Source organism: Pseudoalteromonas sp. SG45-2 (genome assembly GCF_014164115.1).
In the GTDB taxonomy this organism is placed as follows: Bacteria; Pseudomonadota; Gammaproteobacteria; order Enterobacterales; family Alteromonadaceae; genus Pseudoalteromonas; species Pseudoalteromonas distincta.
Genome location: NZ_JACJEO010000018.1, coordinates 63,253 through 85,270, shown reverse-complemented (window position 1 = coordinate 85,270; position 22,018 = coordinate 63,253). Strand labels below are relative to the sequence as shown.

Genomic DNA, 22,018 nt, shown 5'->3' with positions numbered 1-22,018 from the left:
CATGAGTACAGAATTACTGATCAATGTCACACCGAGCGAAAGTCGTGTTGCCCTAATAGAAAACGGTGTACTGCAAGAAATACAGCTAGAGCGAATCGGTAATCTAGGTATTGTAGGCAATATTTACTTAGGAAAAATAAGCCGTGTACTTCCGGGTATGCAGGCTGCTTTTGTTGATATCGGACTTGAAAAAGCTGCATTTTTGCATGCATCCGATATTGTAAATAGTGCCTCTATTGTTGAAGGCGTAGACGACGTACCAATAAAAAAAGTACAAGATATTAGAGAATTAGTTCGTCAAGGCCAATACATTATGGTGCAAGTGGTAAAAGATCCGCTAGGCACTAAAGGCGCAAGACTCACCACTGATATAACTATCCCTTCTCGCTATTTAGTGTTTATGCCTGATGCGACCCATGTAGGGGTTAGTCAGCGTATAGAAACTGAAGAAGAGCGCTCACGTCTTAAAAAAATAGTCGCAGAATATGGCGATGAAAATGGCAGCTTTATCGTACGTACAGCAGCTGAAGGTGCTAGCGAAGCTGAATTACGACACGATGCCGGCTTTTTAAGAAAATTATGGGAAAAAATAACATCACGTCGTAGAAAAACGAGTAAAGCCAGTATCCTACACGAAGATTTAACGCTTGCCTTTAGAACCCTGCGTGACTATGTAGGCGAAGATATGGAGCGCATTCGCGTTGACTCTAAACTCAGCTATGAAGAACTAAAGTTATTTACTGAAGAGTTTGTTCCACAGCTTTCTCAAGTGCTTGAATACTACCCAGGCGAGCGACCTATATTTGATTTGTTTGATGTTGAAAACGAAATTCAAAAAGCACTACATCGTAAAGTTACGCTAAAATCGGGTGGTTATATAATTATTGACCAAACAGAAGCAATGACGACTGTTGATGTTAATACTGGCGCATTTGTAGGACATCGTAATTTAGAAGAAACCATTTTTAATACCAACGTAGAAGCAACCTCTGCAATTGCTCGCCAGCTTAGGCTGCGTAACTTAGGCGGTATTATCATTATCGACTTTATCGATATGGTAAGTGAGGATCATAAAAGGCGGGTGCTTCATTCACTTGAATCAGCCCTTGCAAAAGATCGCACTAAAACGAATATTAATGGGCTTTCAGCGCTTGGCCTTGTTGAAATGACGCGTAAACGTACACGCGAAAGCTTAGAACATATTTTATGTGATGTATGCCCTGCATGCTCCGGTCGTGGTTCACAAAAAACAGTTGAAACGGTTTGCTATGAAATACTACGTGAAATAGTGCGTGTTAACCGAGCATACGCAGCGGACAAGTTTATGGTGTACGCAGCACCTGCTGTAAGTGAGGCCCTACTAAACGATGAGTATCATAACCTTGCTGAGCTTGAACTATTTATTGGTAAGCAAGTCAATATTCAAACCGAGAGCTTATACAGCCAAGAACAGTTTGATGTGGTAATGATGTAATGAAAGCAAAAGCGGTCTGTTTTTTTTGTTTTAGAAAGTTATGGCAGACCTGCGCCATAATTTTGGTATTAATGGCCGTTATTGTTTCAATTTTAAAATATACCCTCCCGTATGCAAACGAATATAAAGGTGACATAGAAAGCTATTTACACGAAAAGTTTGAAATAAGCTTATCTATTGGCGAAATATCAGCTAGTTGGCAGGGCAGTGGTCCTGCATTAGTGCTAGAAAATTTATCGTTTAAAGATAACGAAACCGCGCCAATATCACTCACCATTGCTAAAACCAGCTTAGAGCTAAACCTATGGGAAAGCTTAAAAGCACTGCAACTTAGATCTAATTATTTTGTTATTAATGGTTTTCATACCAGTGTAAATATCACCAACTTATTTAAAACCGGTGATAACGACGAAGTTTCTTTTGAGCAAAAAGAGCTAATTGAAGAACTGTTTTTGGGTGAAACGGGTCATTTTGCAATAGAAAATTCCAGTATTAACTTTATTTTAGAAGATGGTAAAGAACGTAAATTACTTCTTCAAAACATTGTTTGGCAAAATGAAGATGAGCAGCACCTTGGTAGTGGAAGCCTAGCACTGCCGGGTATTTCGGTCGGAGACTTTGACGCGCGCATAGCACTTACCGGAGATACTCTAGAGCAGGTTGCGGGCGACATCTATGTGCAGGCTAATAAGGTCGATGTATCTAACTGGTTAGCGCAATATATAAATACGCAAAAGCAGCAACTGCATAGCGATATTAATTTACAAGCATGGCTAAAACTAGATAAAGGTTTTGTAAGCGATGTGAAAATGCAGTGGTTACCAAGCTTTGTACGCTGGCAGCGAGAAGAGCAAAGCCACCAAGTTAGTTTGAGTGAAGGTGGATTCCATCTATATCCAGAACAAAATAGCTGGCACTTAAAAAGCACCGGTTTAACATTTAATAGTAACGATAAAGCATGGCCAAGTTTAGAGTTTGAAGCCCAACTAGGGCTGCAAAATAAAGTGTGGCTGCATCAAGTTGATTTTGAATTACTGAGTAATCTAGCCGGGCTAAGTAATTTTAATGCACTTGAACCATTTTTAGAACGCCAACCTAGTGGGCAAATAGATCAAGCTTATTTAAGTTTTTCTAATGAACAGCAATGGCAGTTATGGTTTGAGGCTAACAATATTGGCTGGCAAGAATTAAGATCGGTACCAGCAGCGCAAGGGCTTAGAGTAAATGGTTTACTTACCCAAAGTACTGGTCGAATAAATTTATTTGGCGAAAGTGGCACATTAGTCACAGGCGAAAGCTTTAGTAACGACATAAATTATAATCAGCTAAATGTAGAGCTAGATTTAGCTAAGCGAGATGATGGCTGGCATATAAGTAGTGACAATATCTGGTTTGATAATGATGAAGTTACTCTTGCTGCAGAATTACAAATTAGCCTAACAGATGATCCTCGATTAGATCTTTACGCAGAAGCGTTCGCTCCAGATGCCAATATTGCAGATCATTACTTCCCATTAAAAGCGATGAGCCCTGAACTTGTTAGCTATTTAAATGGTGCAATTAAAGGCGGAGAAGTATCTAAAGCACAGGTCTTATTTGCAGGGCCTTTGTCTGGTTTTCCATTTACTGATGGTAGTGGTCAGTTTGATGTATTAGCACAAATAGACAATGCAACCTATGAGTTTGACTCTGATTGGCCAGCGGTCACTAATGCTAATGTACAGCTACATTTTGCTAATGAGCGGATGGACATATATAGCCAGCAAGGCAAGTTGGTTAATTTAGATATTGGTAATAGTGTACAGGTGAGCATTGCAGATTTAATGAATGCTGATGAACTTATTGTGCAAATTGATAAAAAAGCAGAGATGGAAAAGTTACATGACTTTTTTGTAGCGACACCTATTGCCAAACCTCTTGCTGAAATTTTTAAAGTTGTACAGGGTAAAGGCGAAGCCGATGCCAGTATTGAGCTTTTAGTAGGCTCTAAGTTTAAAGGCGGAGCCAGTGTTAGCGGCAAAGTTAATTTAAATGACTTACCAGTATTTATAGCAACGCCAGGCATTGAGCTTAAAAACTTAACTGGCGAGCTTAATTTTAAAAACGACAATATTACACTTAAAAATGCGACTGCGAAGTGGTTGGGTATGCCACTAAATATTAATTACAGCAGTAAAAGTGATGCTAAAAACTACCAAGCAAACATAGATATAAACGCCAAAATTGACGCCGATACACTAATTGATAGTGGGCAAGGTATATTAAAAAATTATTTAAGCGGGCAAAGCGATGTTGATATTGGTTTAGTACTTAATTTTACCGAACAAGGCTTTAATTATCGTGCACAGGTAAACTCAGAACTACTTGGCTTAACGAGTAACTTACCCGCACCTTATAATAAAAATAGCGAACAAGCGTGGGCACTTGATGCAGTAGTTCAAGGTGATGATATTTCTAATCTCATTACAGCAAACGCTAATCAACAGTTTTACTTTAATGCTATTTTAGAAAATGGAAAATCACAGTTTAGTAATGCCCATTTTGTGCTCGGAAAACAAGATTTAGGATTAAACCAAAAAGACTTAAGCGTAAATATAAATCTTGAGCAGAGTGAATTAGTGCCTTGGTTTGATCTGATTGATCAAATAATTAAAGCAGGTAAATCAAACCCAGATAAAGAATCAAAAGGGATTATGCCACCGCTTAATGAGGTGGTCGCAAATATAGGTATGCTTGATGCAAGTAACATCATCTTTAATGATTTTGAAATGCGTTTAGCACCATCAAAAGACGATTTATACCTAAAGCTAAATGCTAAAGAACTTAGAGCTGGGGTTTTTATTCCTACATCACAGCCTAGCCAGCCTATACGAATTAATGCCGATTACTTAAGGCTTAATTTTGCACAGCCTAGCGAGCAATTAATTGAAATAACAGATGTACTTCCTGAGGAAGACTTGAGCTGGCTTACTAAAATACCTGCCATTGAGTTTGAATGTAGTGACTGCAAAATTGATCGCTATCAGCTTGATAAAGTGAGTGCGTCGTTATTAGGTGATGGCGAGCGCTTATCGATATCAGAACTTGTAATCGATAAAGGAGATCATGTACTGCGCACTAAAGGGCAGTGGCAAAGTGGTTTAACAACGCTAAGTGGTGAGCTTAAAAGTGATGATATAGGCGCATTGTTTGGCGAGTTTGATATTACCTCTGCAATTAAGGATTCTAAAGCTGATCTAAATTATGATCTTACTTGGCAAGCAGCACCTTATGATTTTGATGTGAAAACTTTAAGTGGTGAGGTTACTTGGGATTTAGGGGAAGGTCACTTAACTGAAATAAGTGATGGTGGTGCACGCGTATTTTCGCTGTTGAGCCTTGATTCACTCGTACGCAAACTGAAACTTGATTTTAGAGATGTTTTTTCAAAGGGCTTTTTTTATAACAGCATGCAAGGCTCTATGCAGTTAGAAAACGGTATCGCTTACACTAAAGATACTAAAATGGACGGTGTGCCTGCCGATTTAACTATTAAAGGCTACGCAAACTTAAATACGCTAGATATAGATTACGACCTTGCTGTAGCGCCACAAGTAACCTCAAGCATTCCGGTTATAGTTGCGTGGATGGTTAATCCAGTAACAGGGCTTGCTGCTTTAGCACTTGATAAAGTTATTCATTCTGCGCGCGTCATCTCAGAGATCAATTTTAAAGTAACGGGTAAAATGAACGATCCTATTGTTCAAGAACTCGACAGAAAAAGTCGTGAAGTTACACTACCCCAAGCTGCGCAAAATCAGCCACAAGCATCAGTCGATTTAAAACTTAAAGATGCACAAGTAACAGTAACGCAATGAACAAAACAGCAAGCATAAGCACACCCACAATAGTTGCCCTACAAATGTGTTCAGGGCTAAGCCCTGATGAGAACATAACAAGCTTAAAGCGCGCACTTAAAACTCTGCCAGCAACAAGGCCATTACTTGTTTGCTTGCCTGAGGCTTTTTTAGTGTTTAGTAAAACTGGTAACGATACGTTACGTGTTGCTAAGCAAGTTGAGCAATACAAATTACAACTTAGTGGATTGTGCCAACACCATAATATTTGGTTAAATGCAGGCACAATGCCTGAGCCATTTAACGAACATAAGTATTACGCAGCATCGCACTTATATAATAATCAAGGCGAGCTGGTTGCAACGTATAACAAAATACATTTATTTGATGTAACCGTAGATGATAAAACAGGTAGCTATCGAGAGTCAGATTTTACCCAAGCGGGTCGCGATGTAGTGGTTGTTGATTCTCCCTTTGGTAAAATTGGCTTAACAGTATGTTATGATCTGCGCTTTAGTGGCTTATTTAACGAACTAGTACGCCAAGGCGCCAATATTATTTTAGTACCCAGTGCATTTACAGTCCCTACAGGGCAAGCGCATTGGCAACCGCTATTAGCAGCTCGCGCAATAGAAACACAATGTTATGTAGTTGCAGCAGCTCAGTACGGTACACATGAAAATGGCCGACAAACATATGGCCACAGTATTATTATTTCGCCTTGGGGCAATACCCTGAGTGAATTGCCAACAGGCACCGGTTTTATAAGCTGCAACGCAGATTTAGACCAGTTACAAAAAATTAGACGAGATATGCCCGTGCAGTCTCATCAACGATTTAGAGAGCATTTATTATGAATTCGGTTGAACAGCATTTACTACAAGACAGCCAGCTAAATAGAGAAGAGCTCGAAAAAACGCTCGCTTACATACATCAGCATAAAGTGGATTACGCCGATTTATATTTTCAATCAAGCCACCACGAATCATGGGTACTTGAAGACGGCTTAGTTAAAGAAGGCTCTTATAACGTTGAACGTGGCGTTGGTGTACGTGCTGTAAGCGGCGAAAAAACAGGTTTTTCTTACTCTGATGCAATAAATCTTGAAGCACTTAATAAAGCGGCTACAGCGGCTCGTAGCATCGCAGATGCTGGCGAAGATAGAGCGATTAAAGTATTTAGTGATGTTAAAGCTAAAGAGCAGTTTGCAGCGCATCAGCCAATTTCGAGTATGAGCGATACCGACAAGGTGAGTTTATTACGCGAACTTGAAAACTATATTCGTGAACTAGCACCCGATGCAGAGCAAGTAATTAGCTCAATGTCTGCGGTATACGAAGAAGTATTAATCGCAGCAAGTGACGGTACGTTTGCCACCGATATTCGCCCGCTTATTCGTTTAAACTGCTCAGTGCTGCTTGAAAAAAATGGCCGCCGTGAACGCGGTGGCGCAGGTGGTGGTGCACGTTTAGATTATGGTTACTTTAAAGAGCTTGTTGATGGTAAACCACGTTGGATGGAATTTGCAGAAGAAGCTGTACGCCAAGCTAAAGTAAACCTTGAAGCTATTGATGCACCTGCAGGCACGATGGAAGTTGTACTTGGTAATGGTTGGCCTGGCGTGCTTTTACACGAAGCAGTAGGGCATGGGCTTGAAGGCGACTTTAACCGCAAAGGCGCGTCTGCGTTTAGTGGTAAAGTGGGCCAAAAAGTAGCATCTGAGCTGTGTACTGTTGTTGATGATGGCACCATGGCTGATCGCCGTGGGTCACTTAATGTGGATGATGAAGGCACACCAGCCGCTTACAACGTACTTATCGAAAACGGTATTTTAAAAGGCTATATGCAAGATAAGCTAAACGCGCGTTTAATGGGTGTAAATCCTACCGGTAACGCACGTCGTGAGTCTTATGCGCATTTACCAATGCCTCGCATGACTAATACCTACATGTTAGGTGGTGAGCACAGCCAAGCCGATATTATCAGCTCAGTTAAGAAAGGGGTATTCGCGCCTAACTTTGGCGGCGGACAAGTTGATATAACCTCAGGTAAGTTTGTATTTAGCGCATCAGAAGCGTATTTAATCGAAAATGGTAGAATTACCCAACCAATTAAAGGCGCAACGCTTATTGGTAATGGACCAGAAGTAATGCAGCAAATATCTATGGTTGGTAACGACTTAGCACTTGATAAAGGTGTTGGTGTTTGTGGTAAAGATGGTCAAAGCGTACCGGTAGGCGTAGGCCAACCAAGCCTTAAAATTGATCAGTTAACGGTCGGTGGTACAGCTTAAATATTACTCAAGCGCGAAGTGAATTCGTACCTACGTGCTTGATGTTTATTGTAGGTGAGGTTTTACACCTCGCCTTCACCTTCTTTATTTTTTTCAGCCTCTTTGTACCATAACGCAAAAAAGCACTCTGTTAATTTGTGCTCTATCTCAAGCGCTTTTTCTGTCGGGCAAAACAAGGTAAAGCTTGCTTTAAATTCACCTAAATCGGTTGTACCAAAGTGAATTACCGGCTCTGGGCCAGATATTTTTGCATCAAGTTTACGCTCAATCATCGAATTATAACGGCTTGCTACTTCTTGAAACTCTTCGCAGTACAGTTTAGCTTGCTCAGTGAGTGTGTCGTGAATAGGGTACGGGTTAAAGCTCTCTCTTCGGACAATAATAAAATGATGTGTAACAAAGCGTTTTACAAAGTTTAAGTTTTTAATAGAGCTGGTAATCAGCTTATTATTAGGTATGTATATGGTTTTTCTAGAAAATTGATAAGTATGTATATCAATTTCATGCATGGTTGTTTTTATCCAATCCGTTTCAGCTACTTCACCAAAGTAATCACCAACTTGTATCCAATCACCCACTCTAAACGGGCGAGTTGTTACGAGGTAAAAAAAGCCTATTACACACTGAATAAACTCACGCGTTGCAAGTACAATCGCCACGGCAAAAGCAGCAATAGAAAGTGCAAAGTTTTGAATTTCAGTAGACCACACAAATAGCAGCGATATCATCATTACAAAATTAATAAAGTGCTTAATATTGTGTGCGATGTAACGGATGTCTTTTTCTTTTTTTTCTGCGCGACTTTTAGCAAGCTTATCAACAAGCACTTTTAGTACAAATGCAATTGTGATCATTACAATTGAAAGAAGAAACGGATGCAGCAATATATCTTTAGTCATGGTATCCAATTAAATGTGAGTTGATAAAAACAGGCTCAGTATATTGATTTATTAAACCAATTAGCAAATTTAGTGTAAAAAAAGTAACCAATAAAAAATGTAGCTATGTTATTGAGTTACTTGATCAGTGCAATGCTTGTGATTTTTAGCCATTCTTTTTCGGCATATGAGTACAAGCTCAATGGCTGAAATAAAAATCAAAGTATAGCCAAGCGTTTCTATACCTTCTTCAACAATGTTTTTTACCGCACGTACATAGTCATCACCCATTACTGAATGCCAAAATGCGCCTTTGCCCATCATTCGCGAAAATGCGAGTAAAGTAACCATGCCTGATAAGCAAATTCCATAACTAGGAGTGAGGCTATAGGCTTTTAAAGCGTTAAAAATACTTCCTCTGTTTGTTATTAAATAAACAAACACGCCAGCTAAAATTGAATAGACGATACTTTGCCAAGCGCCATCAAAAAAGTATAGGTCGAGGTAGGTATCAAACTCTCTCACAAACATCATTGCCGATAACGCAGCTAGTAATACAGCCGGTATTTTGAGTTGAAAGTTAATTCGCGAAGCGTAAAAAAATAAAATACAGCTTAAAAAAGTTAAAACATCTTGCATATGTTCGGTAAGAGTTTCTTCACTGTAAAGTGCATCCTGTTTTAATTCAAACCCTTCAAGTTGAATTAAATGAGCAACACCCGCTAGGCATAATAAATAAATAAAAGATCGCAGTAAAAACATAAATAACCAAGAGAAACTATAAATGCGCGGGATTCTAATCGTTAAAATGCTTTAAAGCCAAAACAAAATTTAAACTTTTAACCTTTTTATTGGCCTAAAATTTTTACTGTTAAAATAATGGCTTAGATGTTTTTTTAATGTTGAATGGATGTTTTTAATGTGACGTTTTAAGTGGTTTATTGTGCAAAATATAACAAGCATTAAAAAGCCCTTACTAATTACTTAACAAGGGCTTTTTATAATTGAGCGCTTAGAGTTTAGCGCCTAGCGCATAGTAACAAACTCTTCAGAACCTGTTGGGTGAATCGCAACAACGGCATCAAAATCAGCTTTAGTAGCGCCCATTTTCATGGCAACTGCAAAACCTTGAATCATTTCATCAACCGCAAAACCAATACCATGTAGGCCAACTACTTTTTCGTCTGGGCCGGCACATACAAGTTTCATTTTACAAGGCTGGCGATGTTTAGTTACCGCTGTGTACATAGCTGTAAAACCAGATTGGTAAATCTTAACGTTTTCTTCGCCATATTGAGAAATAGCTTCTTGTTCAGTAAGGCCAATAGTACCAATTGGTGGGTGACTAAATACAACAGTAGGAACTAGGCTGTAATCCATTTTTAAATCATCAGGTAGTTCTTTATTAAATAAACGCTCTGATAAAGTACGCCCTGCTTTCACTGCTACAGGCGTAAGTTCAATACCGTTTTCGATAATATCGCCAACCGCGTATACATTTTTAGCTGTGGTATTTTGAAACTCATCAACTTTAACAAAACCATCGCTGTTAACTTCTACGCCGGCAGCGGCAACATTAATTGCATCTGTTGTTGGCTGGCGGCCAATGGCCCAAATTACTTGGTCAACGTTATGAGTTTTGCCATTATCTAAATGTAGCGTTACAGAGCCATCATCTTCTTTAACTAATTTATGAGGTACAGATTCTGTATGAAGAGTAGGGCCTTCAGCAGCCATAACATCAACAAGGGTTTCAACTATGTATGGGTCAAAGTTACGAAGTGGAGAATGCTTACGAACAAATAAATGTGTTTCAGTACCTAAACCATGTAATACACCAGCAAGCTCAACGGCTATGTAGCCTGCGCCTATTACTGCAACGCGTTTAGGTTGCTCTTTTAATTCAAAAAAGCCATTTGAATCGATACCGTGTTCAGCACCTTCAATATGCGGAATGCTTGGGCGTCCACCTACTGCAATTAATATATGATCGGCTGTGTAGTGCTCGCCGTTTACTTCAACTGTTTTATTATCTACAAATTTAGCAAAGCCTTTAATTACAGTAACGCCATTGCTAGCAAGGCCACTGTCATAACCTTTATGAATTCGACCTATGTAGGCTTCACGGCTTTCTACTAACTTGCTCCAATCAAAGCCTTTAACTTCAACATTAAAGCCGTAATCTGGGGCATATAAATTAATTGCTTCAGCAACCTGAGCACCGTGCCACATTACTTTTTTAGGTACACAGCCCACGTTTACACACGTGCCGCCCATGTGTTTTGCTTCTATAAGTGCTACTTTAGCGCCACGCATTGCCGCTCTATTTGCAGAGGCAATACCACCACTGCCACCACCGATTGCAATATAATCAAAGTGTTGTGTCATTTTATGTCCTTAGGCGTTGAGTTTTATGCGCATTAGCATAACATTAAGTTTTAAAAATAAAGAGTGTTTAGGTGACCTATGTTTAGTAAAAAAACATTCGAATTTCTTGCTCAGCTTGATCAAAACAATAATAGAGACTGGTTTAACGACCATAAATCACAGTATGAGGAATACGTAAGAGAGCCCGCTTTAGATTTCATTAGGCAAATGCAAGCACCACTCGCTGAGGTTTCTAGCCATTTTGTCGCATCAGATAAAAAAGTCGGCGGTAGTTTAATGAGAATCCATAAAGACGCGCGTTTTAGTAAAGATAAAACCCCATATAAAATTAATGTAGGAATTCAATTTCGCCATTTTATGGGAAAAGACGTACACGCCCCTGGTTTTTATTTTCACTTAGCAAATGACGAATGTTTTGTAGGTGCTGGTATTTGGCGACCAGAATCAAAGGCGCTTAACGCAATTAGAACCTGCATAGATGAAAACCCAAATAGCTATAAAAAAGCAATTTATGATGAGCAATTTAAATCTATTTTTGAAATGTCAGGAGAGTCGCTAAAACGCCCACCAAGAGGTTTTGAAAAAGAGCATCCCTTAATAGATGAGCTCAAACGAAAAGACTTTATAGCCATTAGCCCACTTACTCAAAAGCAAATATGCAGTAATAACCTAGTTGATACGGTGCTAGAACGTTATAAAGTGGCCGACTCATTAATGGGTTATTTGTGTTTTGCTTTAGAGCAACCTTATTAAAATTAAACAACTTAAAAGCGGCTGAGTTGTTTTTTTACTTTTAGACCCAATTTAAAACGTAATGCATTAACGCAAAGAGAGTATTTATGAGCAACCCACTAATTGGCCTTGAAGGCTTACCACCATTTTCAAAAATAAAGCCTGAGTACGTAGTACCAGCACTAAAAGACGGTATTGAGCTTTGTCGTAAAGCCATTGATGACGTGCTAGCGAAAGGCTCGTACACGTGGGATGACTTAGTATTACCCCTTGAAGAAGCGGACGATAAATTATCGCGCATGTTCTCCCCTGTATCGCATTTAAATTCAGTAATGAATAACGACGAATTACGTGAAGCTTACGAGCAGTGCTTACCGTTAATATCTGAATATTCAACATTTGTAGGTCAGCATCAAGGATTATACAACGCGTATAATACGCTTTATAACAGCGACGAATTTAAAACGCTGACTACAGCACAGCAAAAAACAATTACTAATGCGCTTCGTGACTTTAAATTATCGGGTATTGCATTAGCGCCAAAGCAGCAAAAACGCTACGGCGAAATTAGCGCGCGTTTATCAGAACTTGCCTCAAAATTTGGCAACAACGTAATGGATGCCACACTTGCTTGGCACAAACATATTACTGATGAAAGCGACTTAGCTGGCTTGCCAGAATCTGCTTTAGCGCTTGCAGCTGATACTGCAAAAAGTAAAGAGTTAGACGGTTGGGTATTTACCCTTGATTTCCCGTCGTATTTACCAATTATGACCTATGCAGATAACCGCGAACTTCGCAGAGAAACTTACACCGCGTTTTCTACGCGCGCATCAGATCAAGGCCCTAACGCTGGTGAATTTGATAACTCCGAGATCATGAGTGAGGAGCTTGCGCTTCGCCATGAACTTGCACAGTTACTAGGATTTAACAGCTACGCTGAAAAGTCACTGGCAACTAAAATGGCCGAAACACCAGCGCAAGTATTCTCGTTTTTAGAAGACCTTGCTGCTAAATCAAAACCACAAGCAGAACAAGAAGTGGCAGAGTTAAAAGCCTATGCTGATCAAAAACATGGTATTTCTGAATTACAGGCATGGGATTTTGGTTACTACAGCGAAAAACTTAAGCAAGAAAAATACGCTATTTCAGATGAAGTACTACGTCCTTACTTCCCTGCAAATAAAGTATTAAGTGGCTTATTCGAAACCGTTAACCGCTTATTTGGTATTAGCGTAAAAGAAGTTACTGATTTTGATACTTACCACAAAGATGTACGTTTTTTTGAAATTGTAGATAGCAGCAATACCTTACGTGGACGTTTTTATCTCGATTTATATGCACGCGACCGTAAACGCGGTGGTGCGTGGATGGACGACTGTATGGGTCGTAAAGTACGTGCTAACGGCGAACTACAAACTCCAGTGGCTTATTTAGTGTGTAATTTTAATAAAGCGGTTGGCGATAAACCTGCATTGTTTACTCATGACGAAGTGACTACCTTATTCCACGAGTTTGGTCATGGTATTCACCACATGCTTACACAAGTTGATGCTGCCCCTGTTGCGGGTATTAATGGTGTAGCGTGGGATGCGGTAGAGCTTCCTAGTCAGTTTTTAGAAAACTGGTGTTATGAAGAAGAAGCATTGAGCTTTATTTCAGGTCATTATGAAACGGGCGAGGCGTTACCTAAAGAGCTACTTGATAAGCTACTAGCGGCTAAAAACTACAACTCAGGCATGCAAATGCTACGTCAAATTGAGTTCTCGTTATTCGACTTTAAAATCCACAATGATTATAAAGCGGGTGAAGAGTGTCAAATTCAAGCCGTACTAAACGATGTGCGTAGCCGTACCTCGGTCGTTAAGCCTCCTGAGTTTAACCGTTTTCAGCATGGCTTTAGCCACATTTTTGCAGGCGGTTACAGCGCTGGTTATTACTCGTATAAATGGGCTGAAGTACTCTCTGCTGATGCTTATTCTAAATTTGAAGAAGAAGGTATTTTTAACCCGCAAACCGGTCAAGCCTTCATGCAAAATATTTTAGAAAAAGGCGGCAGTGAAGAGCCAATGGAATTATTTAAAAAGTTCCGTGGTCGTGAGCCTAATGTTGACGCGTTACTACGCCACAGCGGTATTGCAGCTTAAAAACTAATATTTAGCACAAACTAAATTAAAGCGCCTAAATGGCGCTTTTTTATTATTTGTAAATTATTATCTAATAATTTTTAGTAATTTCATCCTGTCGTACTATGCTTTTAGCACACCTATTAAAATGGATTAAGGCATGGCAAAGTTGGTATTAGCAATTGATGACGACAAATATGTTCATCATATAATTGAAGAGTCTTTAGCAGGGTTTTGTAAAATAATTCATGCAAAAGATGGCGATGAAGGATTAAGGCTAACCAATAAATATAACCCTGATATTATTTTACTCGATATTGAAATGCCAGGTATGTCAGGCTATGACGTATGTAAAACGATAAAGCAAAGTGAAAGCACTCAAGATATTCCCGTTATGTTTCTCTCATCTAAAATAGAGTTAAGCGATCGGGTAAAAGGTTATAGTGTTGGCGCATCTGATTACATTACTAAACCCTTTAACGCAGAAGAGTTAATAGCGCGTATAAAAGTGCTTTACGAATATCGACAGCAATGTGCAAAGCTAAAATTGGATATAGCAAAAGCGAATAAAACAGCGGAAATAGCGATGACAGAGTCGGGCGATATGGGCCGTATAATGCGCTACGTTGGACAAAGCTATCACGCTAATAACTTTCAATCGTTGAGTGAACACTTTTTTACCTTTTTTGCTCCTTTAAATTTAGATGTTGTGGTTGTGTTTTGGTATCAAGGAACAGGTGTTTTTTACAGCCAGCAAAGTGGTGTTTGCCCGTTAGAGCAAGAGCTGCTGGAGCAACACAGACAAGCTCAACGATTTGTTGATATTGGTAGTAGTACTATAATTAATTACCCCAAAGTATCCCTTTTAATAAAAAATATGCCAGTTGATAACGATGCTTTGTACGGGCGCTATAAAGATCTGTTCCCGCATATATTAGAAGTAACCAACGAGAAGGTTATTACCATGGAAAGAAGCGAAAGCAGTTATGAGCAGGCAGCTCAAATAAGTACAGCCCTTCAAGATATTGTTAAGCAGTTAACTACACAAAATATAGAGCAAAACAAAAGTACTAAAATATTTATAGAACAGCTACATGAACTTGACTGCGCCATTAAGCTACAACAAACACAAGCAAATCCCGCGGATCTCACTTTATATATATCCCAACTGGATCAAACGATGCAGTTATTTGTATCGGCTAATAGTGATTTAGCCTTTATCAAATATCAGCTTAAACAAGTTGCCGAAAGCCGCAATGAGCTTATATCTAATTTACGCACTAAAGCGGAAGCCGCAAAGGTCAATACTAATCATCACAGTGATATAGAGCTATTTTAGTGCTTTAAAGTAAAGCGGTTGATATACTACAGGCGTATTTTATCGTCGGAGTTTATTGTGGTTATTCAGTGTGCTTTTAAAGAGTTACGTCCTTATTTAAATGAATTAGAAACACGCTTTGGTTTAGCCCAATGGGCGCAAAATTGCAGTGGCTTTAGCTTACATTACGACGATAAAGGGTTAAGCCTATTTAAAACCGATGAGCCTAAACTAGGTGCAATTAATGTTGATTTTGTAACCGGTGCTGCTGCCCATAGGCGTAAGTTTGGCGGTGGTAAAGGGCAAGCAATTGCCAAAGCAGTTGGCTTAAATAAAGGTGCAACGCCTGTTGTACTTGATGCTACCGCTGGCCTTGGGCGAGACGGCTTTGTTCTTGCCTCGCTAGGGTGCAAAGTTATATTACATGAACGTCATCCGGTTGTTGCAGCCCTTTTATACGATGGGTTAAAGCGAGCTTATAGCGATATTGAAATTGGTGTGTGGATGAAAGAAAACATGAGCCTAATATTTGGCTCAAGCCATACTTTGCTCTCTCAGTGCGAAAGCATGCCCGATGTTGTTTATTTAGATCCCATGTTTCCGCATCGCGAAAAATCAGCATTAGTTAAAAAAGAAATGCGCGTATTTCAAGAGCTAGTTGGTGCAGACAACGACGCTGACGACCTACTTGATTTTGCCTATCCACTCGCCAGTAAGCGTGTCGTTGTAAAACGCCCCGATTACGCGCCATTCTTAAACGAAAAAACCCCAAGTATGCAGATCAAAACCAAAAAGAACCGTTTTGATGTTTATGTAAAGGCGGCAATGGTTTAAACATCAAAACAAATTGGTGGTATATCCCTAGAATTTACCCATGTAAGAATCGTTATATTGGCTTGGATCTTAGGATCTAGCCTTTTGAATCTAGGATCTTATTACATTTTCATGTTAGAATTTGCGCAATTTTTTGGCATAGTAAAGTAGCACAGTAATGATCTTAGATGATATTCGCATTGTTTTAGTTAACACGTCACATTCGGGCAATATTGGTTCGGCGGCTCGCGCCATGAAAACCATGGGTTTATCAAAGCTTTATTTAGTTGATCCTGCTTGTGAAATAGACAGCCAAGCAAGTGCTTTAGCTGCAGGCGCAACTGATGTTTTAGGCAATGCAGTTATTGTAGGTACTGTTGAAGAAGCTATCGCTGACTGTACATTAACAATTGGCACAAGTGCGCGTTCTCGTACGCTTTCGTGGCCAATGGTTGAACCACGTGAATGTGGTGAAAAACTCGTTGCTGAAGCTGTAAATGGTCCTGTAGCGCTAGTATTTGGTCGTGAAAACAGCGGCTTAACTAATGAAGAATTACAGCTTTGTAATTACCACGTATGTATTCCTGCTAATCCAGAGTACAGCTCGCTTAATTTAGCTATGGCCGTACAAACACTTAGTTACGAAACACGTATGGCGTTTTTAAATCAACAACCTAAAAAGGTTGAAGAAGACGATGCAGTTTACCCAAGCTCAAAACAAACAGAACTGTTTTATGAGCACCTTGAAGAGACGCTTTTCAAAACCGGTTTTATTATCAAACAGCACCCTGGGTTAGTTATGACTAAATTACGTCGTTTATTTAACCGAGCTCACCCTGAAGATGCCGAAATGAATATTTTACGCGGTATTCTCACTTCAATTAATAAGTCTATCCCTAAGTAACTTAGGTATAGCTATTAGTTATAAAAACCAATGGGTAAATAACTAGCTAATACTTGACTAAAATACTCAGGTAATTACAATGGCTGTAATACTTGACCAAAGAGGTCAAGTATTGAAAGTTTGTTAACTCTACAATTTAAAAAGTAAGAGTTTATAAATCAAATTTTTATCAAGTGATAATACTTGACTAATTTACTCTGGTAATTAAAATTTGCACTCTTTTGTGCAGGGGGCGTTATGAAGTTAACATCAAAAGGCAGATATGCCGTTACAGCTATGCTGGATGTTGCACTACACACAGGTGTAGGTCCTGTAGCCCTTGCTGATATTTCACAAAGACAAGAAATTTCTTTGTCTTACCTTGAACAATTATTTGCTCGTTTACGTAAAAATGGCCTAGTAAGTTCTGTTCGTGGACCTGGTGGTGGTTATTTACTAGGGCGTGAAGCGGGCGTTATCTCTGTTGGCGATATTATTAGCGCCGTAGACGAATCGGTCGATGCAACACGTTGCCAAGGTGCCGATACCGGCTGTCAGAGTGGTATGCGTTGTTTAACACATAATTTGTGGTCAGACTTAAGCGCACGCATAGAAGAATTTTTGAATAATATTACCCTTGCTGAATTGGTGGAAAAATCAGATGTGAAAGAAATAGCATCGCGCCAAGATAACAGTATCAATAATGCAATTAAGCAGTTGGAAAACATTCAAGTAAGCTGTCAACTTTAAGGTTGACCTGCAGCGGAGAGAGAAATGAAGTTACCGATTTATTTAGATTACGCAGCGACCACGCCTGTTGATGAACGTGTTGCTAAAGAAATGATGCAGTGCCTGACAATGGACGGTAAGTTTGGTAATCCTGCGTCACGCTCACACCGTTTTGGTTGGCAAGCAGAAGAAGCTGTTGACCAAGCGCGTACAGATATTGCTGATTTAATTAATGCAGACCCACGTGAAATTGTTTTCACATCGGGTGCAACAGAATCAAATAACCTTGCTATTAAAGGTGCAGCACAGTTTTACAAGAAAAAAGGTAAGCACGTTATTACCGCTAAAACTGAGCATAAAGCTGTAATCGACACATGTCGTGAGCTTGAGCGCCAAGGTTTTGAAGTAACTTACATGGACGTTGAAGAAAACGGCCTACTTGATTTACAAAAACTTGCCGACACAATGCGTGACGACACAGTACTTGTAAGCATCATGCACGTTAATAACGAGCTAGGTGTGATTCAAGATATCGCGACTATTGGCGAAATGTGTCGCGAACGTAAAATTATGTTCCACGTAGATGCAGCGCAAAGCGCGGGCAAAGTATTAATCGACGTGCAACAGCTTAAAGTTGATTTTATGTCGTTCTCTGCACATAAAGTGTATGGCCCTAAAGGTGTTGGTGCACTTTACGTTCGTCGTAAACCACGTGCTCGCCTTGAAGCGCAAATGCACGGTGGCGGACATGAACGCGGTATGCGCTCTGGTACACTAGCAACTCACCAATTAGTGGGTATGGGTACTGCGTTTAAAATTGCTAAGCAAGATTTCGAAAAAGATCACGCACACATCAGCGCCTTACGTAATCGTTTAATCGACGGCATTATGGCTGATATGGACGAAGTATACTTTAACGGCACACAAGACCAATCAGTACCGGGTATTGTAAACATCAGCTTTAACTTTGTTGAAGGTGAGTCGTTACTTATGGCAGTAAAAGACATTGCAGTATCGTCAGGTTCAGCCTGTACATCTGCAAGCTTAGAGCCTTCTTATGTATTACGTGCACTTGGCCGTAACGACGAATTAGCACATAGCTCAATTCGTTTTAGTATTGGTCGCTTTACTACCGAAGAAGAGATTGATTACACCGTCGAATTAATGAAAAACTCTATCGGTCGCCTACGTGAGATGTCTCCACTTTGGGAGATGCATCAAGAAGGTATTGATTTAGATTCAGTTGAATGGGCTCACCACTAATAGTGTGAGCACATACCCTAGCAGGTAATGAGGATAGAATAATGGCTTATAGTGATAAAGTAATCGACCACGTAGAAAACCCACGTAACGTAGGTACTCTAGATAAGAACGATCCGTCAGTGGCAACGGGTATGGTAGGCGCACCAGCATGTGGTGACGTAATGAAACTGCAAATTAAAGTATCTGCCACTGGCGTTATTGAAGATGCAAAATTCAAAACCTACGGTTGTGGTAGCGCAATTGCTTCTTCTTCACTTGTAACAGAGTGGGTTAAAGGCAAAACGCTAGGCGAAGCAGCGACAATTAAAAACACTGATATCAGTGCAGAGCTTGAGTTGCCACCAGTGAAAATTCACTGTTCAATTTTAGCCGAAGACGCAATTCAAGCAGCAATTGCAGACTACAAAAGCAAACAAGCGAAGTAAGAAGAGAAACTCATGGCAGTGACATTGACAGATGCGGCAGCAAACCGCGTACAATCATTTTTAGCAAACCGCGGTAAAGGTTTAGGCCTGCGCGTTGGCATTAAAACGACGGGCTGTTCAGGTCTTGCTTATGTACTTGAGTTTGTTGACGATTTAAACGAAGACGATGAAACTTTTGCGGCTAAAGGTGTCACATTAATTGTTGACGCTAAAAGCTTAGTTTACATCGATGGCACAGAGCTCGACTACACTAAAGAAGGCTTAAATGAAGGGTTTAAATTTAATAACCCGAATCAAGCAGATGAGTGTGGTTGTGGCGAAAGCTTTACCGTTTAAGCTTTAAATATCTTTGTAGTATAAATAAGCCCTGCCAGTTAATGTAGGGCTTTGTTATTTCTGAATATTATTGGTTGAAGTTATGCGTTACTTTGAATTATTTGCAGTCCCCGTTGATTACAATATTGATTTAGCAACGGTTAACAAGCACTACTTGGAATTACAGCGTACTGTACATCCCGATCGCCACGCGAATGCGAGCAGCCGCGATAAGTTAATGGCTGTGCAAAGTACCGCCGAAATTAACGATGCGCTACAAACATTAAAGCACCCAGTAAAACGTGCTGAATATATGTTGAGCGAGCTAGGCGTTGATATTCGTGCAGAGCAGCAAACCTTGCAAGATCCAATGTTTTTAATGCAGCAAATGGAACTTCGCGAAGAACTTGAAGAGCTAACATCAGCTAGCGATCCTGATACCGCCATTGTAAATTTTGAAAAACAAATTAAGCAATTAAACGCGCAATACAGTGCACAACTTGCTGAGCAATTAGCAAGTAACGATGAGCAGCAATATCAACTTGCCGCAGATAATATTCGTAAACTGAAGTTTGTTTATAAGTTACGTGAAGAACTAGAGCGTATCGAAGACAGTTTATTTGACGATTAATTACTTGCTGCAAAGCGAGCAACACGAGTTTAAAGAGCATTATGGCATTATTGCAAATTGCTGAGCCGGGGCAAAGCGCGGCACCACACGAACATAAACTAGCAATTGGTATTGACCTTGGTACAACTAATTCTTTAGTTGCAACAGTGCAAAGTGGCGAAGCCCGCACGTTAACTGATGATCTTGGCGCGGCTATGTTACCGTCGGTTGTTCGTTATCAAGCAGGCGATATTACTGTTGGCGCAGAAGCTGCACAAGCAGCAACGCAAGACCCTGCTAACACACTTATTTCGGTTAAGCGTTTTTTAGGTAAAACTCAGGCTGAAATAGAGCAAAGTTATGGCCAACTACCGTATGAATTTTGTGAGCACAATGGTGCGCTAGCAATAGAAACTGCGGCAGGTAAAATTAGTCCAATTAAGGCATCAAGCCATATTTTAGCCGCATTAAAAGCACGAGCTGAGCAAAGTTTTGGCAACCAAGAAATTTTAGGGGCTGTAATTACAGTACCAGCGTACTTTGATGACGCGCAGCGCCAAAGTACTAAAGATGCCGCAGAGCTTGCTGGTATTAACGTACTACGTTTATTAAATGAGCCAACAGCAGCAGCGGTTGCTTATGGTTTAGATTCAGGTCAAGAAGGTATTATTGCTGTTTACGATTTAGGTGGTGGTACGTTTGATATATCAGTACTTAGATTACACCAAGGTGTGTTTGAAGTAATGGCAACCGGTGGCGACTCTAGCCTCGGCGGCGATGACTTTGATTCGCTCCTTGTTGATTACTTTAAGCAGCAAACAGGTGTGTCAGCATTATCACCTTCAGTTTTACGTTTATTTATCAATAAAGCAAAAGCGTGTAAAGAAGCATTAAGCCAATACGCTAAAGTAAACGTGGGCCTTGAGTTTGACGATCAAAAATACACCGTTGAAGTAACGCGCGAAACGTTTGATGAAATGGCTATGCCACTAATCAAAAAAACGCTGCGCTCGTGTCGTCGTGCTGTAAAAGATGCTGGCATTGAAAATGAAGAAGTGCTGCAAGTTATTATGGTAGGCGGTTCAACCCGTATGCCATTGGTACGTAGCCAAGTACAAAGCTTTTTTGATAAAGAGCCGCTAACTTCAATCGATCCTGATCGTGTTGTAGCCTTAGGTGCCGCGCTTCAAGCCGACGTGTTAATTGGCAATAAGCCCGATTCTGACATGTTATTGCTTGATGTATTACCGTTATCGCTAGGCCTTGAAACGATGGGTGGTTTGGTTGAAAAAATCATTCCGCGTAATACAACGATTCCGGTAGCACGCGCACAAGAATTTACAACGTTTAAAGACGGTCAAACAGCCATGTCATTACATGTGCTGCAAGGTGAGCGTGAGCTTGTTGATGATTGTCGATCGCTTGCTAAGTTTAGCTTAAAAGGTATTCCACCAATGGCGGCAGGCGCTGCGCATATTCGTGTAACCTTTAAAGTTGATGCTGATGGCCTATTAAGTGTTTCAGCTATGGAAAAATCAACAGGTGTACAAGCTGAGATTCAAGTTAAGCCTTCGTTTGGTTTATCTGATGACCAAGTAGCTAACATGCTAAAAGAATCAATGAGCAACGCTAAAGGCGACATGCAAGCGCGTATGCTTAAAGAGCAGCAAGTAGAAGCGTTGCGCGTAATAGAAGCGCTTAACGCATCACTTGAAGCCGATGGTGCATTACTTGACGATATGCAACTAGCTAACTTACGCGCTGAAATTGCAGAACTGGTAAAAGTGCGCGAAAATGCACAAGAGCCTGGCGAAATTAAAGCAGCTATCGAAAAAGTCGATAATGCGAGTAGCGACTTTGCATCGCGTAGAATGGATGCATCAATTAAAAAGGCCCTTACAGGGCAGTCAGTAGACAACATTTAAGAGAGATTAG

The 22,018-nt window shown here is 40.1% G+C and carries 18 protein-coding genes; 15 read left to right on the top strand and 3 right to left on the bottom strand.

Features of this window, described 5'->3' with window-relative positions:
* The first annotated feature begins 1 nt into the window (after position 1).
* The 4 genes from rng to tldD are packed head-to-tail and all read left to right on the top strand — an operon-like array spanning position 2 to position 7,603.
* Complete coding sequence (gene rng / locus H5116_RS14020) at positions 2–1,474, top strand: ribonuclease G (protein ID WP_002958405.1); 1,473 nt, start codon at positions 2–4, stop codon at positions 1,472–1,474.
* A complete protein-coding gene (locus tag H5116_RS14015) occupies positions 1,474–5,331 on the top strand; it encodes a YhdP family protein (protein ID WP_182716456.1) in 3,858 nt (1,285 codons plus the stop codon). Before rng ends, H5116_RS14015 begins: the two co-directional genes overlap by 1 nt.
* Positions 5,328–6,167 (top strand): carbon-nitrogen hydrolase family protein, encoded by an 840-nt coding sequence (locus tag H5116_RS14010; RefSeq protein WP_182716455.1) that lies wholly within the window; start codon positions 5,328–5,330, stop codon positions 6,165–6,167. Before H5116_RS14015 ends, H5116_RS14010 begins: the two co-directional genes overlap by 4 nt.
* Complete coding sequence (gene tldD / locus H5116_RS14005) at positions 6,164–7,603, top strand: metalloprotease TldD (protein ID WP_182716454.1); 1,440 nt, start codon at positions 6,164–6,166, stop codon at positions 7,601–7,603. Before H5116_RS14010 ends, tldD begins: the two co-directional genes overlap by 4 nt.
* A gap of 62 nt (positions 7,604–7,665) precedes the next feature.
* Here the strand turns inward: tldD and H5116_RS14000 are convergent, their stop codons facing one another.
* From H5116_RS14000 to gorA, 3 genes are all read right to left on the bottom strand, one after another.
* Entirely contained in the window at positions 7,666–8,502 is an 837-nt protein-coding gene (locus tag H5116_RS14000; RefSeq protein WP_002958409.1) for a mechanosensitive ion channel family protein, read from the bottom strand.
* Between the two features lie 108 nt (positions 8,503–8,610).
* Positions 8,611–9,243, bottom strand: a complete 633-nt coding sequence (locus tag H5116_RS13995; protein WP_165742883.1) for a hypothetical protein — start codon at positions 9,241–9,243, stop codon at positions 8,611–8,613.
* Between the two features lie 264 nt (positions 9,244–9,507).
* Positions 9,508–10,869 carry a glutathione-disulfide reductase gene (gene gorA / locus H5116_RS13990; RefSeq protein WP_039485720.1) on the bottom strand — a complete coding sequence of 454 codons (1,362 nt, stop codon included), beginning with the start codon at positions 10,867–10,869 and terminating at the stop codon, positions 9,508–9,510.
* Between the two features lie 78 nt (positions 10,870–10,947).
* Here gorA and H5116_RS13985 point away from each other — a divergent pair, with 78 nt between their 5' ends.
* The 11 genes from H5116_RS13985 (at position 10,948) to hscA (ending at position 22,008) form a co-directional block, all read left to right on the top strand.
* Positions 10,948–11,622, top strand: coding sequence for a DUF2461 domain-containing protein (locus tag H5116_RS13985; RefSeq protein WP_002958413.1), 675 nt, complete (start codon positions 10,948–10,950; stop codon positions 11,620–11,622).
* An 86-nt stretch (positions 11,623–11,708) separates the two neighbouring features.
* The gene (gene prlC / locus H5116_RS13980; RefSeq protein WP_182716453.1) at positions 11,709–13,748 is read left to right on the top strand and encodes an oligopeptidase A; all 2,040 of its coding nucleotides are present in this window, start codon (positions 11,709–11,711) and stop codon (positions 13,746–13,748) included.
* A 139-nt stretch (positions 13,749–13,887) separates the two neighbouring features.
* Complete coding sequence (locus H5116_RS13975; protein WP_182716452.1) at positions 13,888–15,066, top strand: response regulator transcription factor; 1,179 nt, start codon at positions 13,888–13,890, stop codon at positions 15,064–15,066.
* Positions 15,067–15,123: 57 nt separating this feature from the next.
* The gene (locus tag H5116_RS13970; RefSeq protein WP_182671023.1) at positions 15,124–15,879 is read left to right on the top strand and encodes a class I SAM-dependent methyltransferase; all 756 of its coding nucleotides are present in this window, start codon (positions 15,124–15,126) and stop codon (positions 15,877–15,879) included.
* A gap of 157 nt (positions 15,880–16,036) precedes the next feature.
* A complete protein-coding gene (trmJ, locus tag H5116_RS13965) occupies positions 16,037–16,762 on the top strand; it encodes a tRNA (cytosine(32)/uridine(32)-2'-O)-methyltransferase TrmJ (RefSeq protein WP_002958423.1) in 726 nt (241 codons plus the stop codon).
* A 237-nt stretch (positions 16,763–16,999) separates the two neighbouring features.
* A complete protein-coding gene (gene iscR / locus H5116_RS13960; RefSeq protein ID WP_002958424.1) occupies positions 17,000–17,491 on the top strand; it encodes a Fe-S cluster assembly transcriptional regulator IscR in 492 nt (163 codons plus the stop codon).
* Positions 17,492–17,515: 24 nt separating this feature from the next.
* Positions 17,516–18,733: an IscS subfamily cysteine desulfurase gene (locus H5116_RS13955; protein WP_002958425.1), complete on the top strand. Its 1,218-nt coding sequence runs from the start codon at positions 17,516–17,518 to the stop codon at positions 18,731–18,733.
* A gap of 41 nt (positions 18,734–18,774) precedes the next feature.
* Positions 18,775–19,158, top strand: a complete 384-nt coding sequence (gene iscU, locus H5116_RS13950; RefSeq protein ID WP_182716451.1) for a Fe-S cluster assembly scaffold IscU — start codon at positions 18,775–18,777, stop codon at positions 19,156–19,158.
* Between the two features lie 12 nt (positions 19,159–19,170).
* The gene (gene iscA, locus H5116_RS13945; RefSeq protein WP_002958427.1) at positions 19,171–19,494 is read left to right on the top strand and encodes an iron-sulfur cluster assembly protein IscA; all 324 of its coding nucleotides are present in this window, start codon (positions 19,171–19,173) and stop codon (positions 19,492–19,494) included.
* A gap of 82 nt (positions 19,495–19,576) precedes the next feature.
* Complete coding sequence (hscB, locus tag H5116_RS13940) at positions 19,577–20,104, top strand: co-chaperone HscB (RefSeq protein ID WP_024597117.1); 528 nt, start codon at positions 19,577–19,579, stop codon at positions 20,102–20,104.
* Between the two features lie 41 nt (positions 20,105–20,145).
* Positions 20,146–22,008 (top strand): Fe-S protein assembly chaperone HscA, encoded by a 1,863-nt coding sequence (gene hscA, locus H5116_RS13935; RefSeq protein WP_182716450.1) that lies wholly within the window; start codon positions 20,146–20,148, stop codon positions 22,006–22,008.
* The last annotated feature ends 10 nt before the right edge of the window (positions 22,009–22,018 follow it).

What these genes read in the sequence shown, in the direction of transcription:
- H5116_RS14015 (WP_182716456.1), top strand. Translation starts at nt 1,474, where the DNA reads ATGAAAGCAAAAGCGGTCTGTTTTTTTTGTTTTAGAAAGTTATGGCAG.
- iscA (WP_002958427.1), top strand. Translation starts at nt 19,171, where the DNA reads ATGGCAGTGACATTGACAGATGCGGCAGCAAACCGCGTACAATCATTT.
- rng (WP_002958405.1), top strand. Translation starts at nt 2, where the DNA reads ATGAGTACAGAATTACTGATCAATGTCACACCGAGCGAAAGTCGTGTT.
- H5116_RS14010 (WP_182716455.1), top strand. Translation starts at nt 5,328, where the DNA reads ATGAACAAAACAGCAAGCATAAGCACACCCACAATAGTTGCCCTACAA.
- trmJ (WP_002958423.1), top strand. Translation starts at nt 16,037, where the DNA reads ATGATCTTAGATGATATTCGCATTGTTTTAGTTAACACGTCACATTCG.
- H5116_RS14000 (WP_002958409.1), bottom strand. Translation starts at nt 8,502, where the DNA reads ATGACTAAAGATATATTGCTGCATCCGTTTCTTCTTTCAATTGTAATG.
- iscU (WP_182716451.1), top strand. Translation starts at nt 18,775, where the DNA reads ATGGCTTATAGTGATAAAGTAATCGACCACGTAGAAAACCCACGTAAC.
- iscR (WP_002958424.1), top strand. Translation starts at nt 17,000, where the DNA reads ATGAAGTTAACATCAAAAGGCAGATATGCCGTTACAGCTATGCTGGAT.
- H5116_RS13985 (WP_002958413.1), top strand. Translation starts at nt 10,948, where the DNA reads ATGTTTAGTAAAAAAACATTCGAATTTCTTGCTCAGCTTGATCAAAAC.
- tldD (WP_182716454.1), top strand. Translation starts at nt 6,164, where the DNA reads ATGAATTCGGTTGAACAGCATTTACTACAAGACAGCCAGCTAAATAGA.
- H5116_RS13995 (WP_165742883.1), bottom strand. Translation starts at nt 9,243, where the DNA reads ATGTTTTTACTGCGATCTTTTATTTATTTATTATGCCTAGCGGGTGTT.
- prlC (WP_182716453.1), top strand. Translation starts at nt 11,709, where the DNA reads ATGAGCAACCCACTAATTGGCCTTGAAGGCTTACCACCATTTTCAAAA.
- gorA (WP_039485720.1), bottom strand. Translation starts at nt 10,869, where the DNA reads ATGACACAACACTTTGATTATATTGCAATCGGTGGTGGCAGTGGTGGT.
- hscA (WP_182716450.1), top strand. Translation starts at nt 20,146, where the DNA reads ATGGCATTATTGCAAATTGCTGAGCCGGGGCAAAGCGCGGCACCACAC.
- hscB (WP_024597117.1), top strand. Translation starts at nt 19,577, where the DNA reads ATGCGTTACTTTGAATTATTTGCAGTCCCCGTTGATTACAATATTGAT.
- H5116_RS13975 (WP_182716452.1), top strand. Translation starts at nt 13,888, where the DNA reads ATGGCAAAGTTGGTATTAGCAATTGATGACGACAAATATGTTCATCAT.
- H5116_RS13955 (WP_002958425.1), top strand. Translation starts at nt 17,516, where the DNA reads ATGAAGTTACCGATTTATTTAGATTACGCAGCGACCACGCCTGTTGAT.